Origin of the sequence: Marinifilum sp. JC120 (assembly GCA_004923195.1) — a bacterium.
In the GTDB taxonomy this organism is placed as follows: Bacteria; Desulfobacterota; Desulfovibrionia; order Desulfovibrionales; family Desulfovibrionaceae; genus Maridesulfovibrio.
Window position 1 is genome coordinate 1 of the sequence record RDSB01000127.1, and the last position, 653, is coordinate 653.

At 45.3% G+C, this 653-nt stretch carries 2 protein-coding genes; both read right to left on the reverse strand.

Features of this window, described 5'->3' with window-relative positions; translation table 11 throughout:
* A partial coding sequence (locus tag D0S45_20675) for a conjugal transfer protein TrbD (GenBank protein ID TIH06690.1) occupies positions 1-268 on the reverse strand: 268 nt, incomplete at its 3' end.
* The gene (locus D0S45_20680; GenBank protein TIH06689.1) at positions 265-576 is read right to left on the reverse strand and encodes a conjugal transfer protein TrbC; all 312 of its coding nucleotides are present in this window, start codon (positions 574-576) and stop codon (positions 265-267) included. The genes D0S45_20675 and D0S45_20680, both read right to left, overlap by 4 nt.
* Positions 577-653: the final 77 nt, after the last annotated feature.

Consider the following 653-nt stretch of genomic DNA (forward strand, 5'->3'; position numbering starts at 1 on the left):
ATACGGTCTGGTATGCGTTTCTTCTCAGCCATACCTGTGACATTTGAGGATCTTCTTTCGCCATCATTCGGAGCAGAATTACGCTGGTGAGCCAAAGGAAGAGAGCTGCGCCGGCAGAGATGAGATCTTTGCCGGTCACGACAAGAATGAAGCTGATCAGAGCGGAAGACATGACCAATTCTCTCTCAGCACCAAGGACCAGAGTGTGTCTGTGCAACGAACGGTGAATGACAACCGTCCTCACAATTAATTCTTGATTTAAACTCACAGGGCTGCTCCAGTGAAAGTGAAAACAGCGTTCATTATGGCGGTGCAACAAGCTATAAGGCAGGCTCCCATAATTATGCTCAGGAGCATCTTAAATCCCTCACCCAGCTCAGCTTTTTTCATGATGAAGGTAATCCCTGAGATTGCGAGCGCGATAGCAGCAATTATTCCACCAGTAGGCCCAGCAACGGTTCCTAATACTTTTTCCATAGGGCCTTTGAATTCATTAATTCCATTAGCTGAAGCTATTTCCGGGAACAGTAAAATTACCAATAAAATTAGTAAGTTTATTTTAGCTTTGTTTTTCATTGTGAATGTACTCCAACATGTATTTTTGCTTTATCGGGTCGTAGCCGGATACCGTTGCCACTTGGGTGACCGCGCGG

Excerpts from the sequence above, each read along its gene's own strand:
- D0S45_20680 (TIH06689.1), bottom strand. The coding sequence starts at position 576 with ATGAAAAACAAAGCTAAAATAAACTTACTAATTTTATTGGTAATTTTA.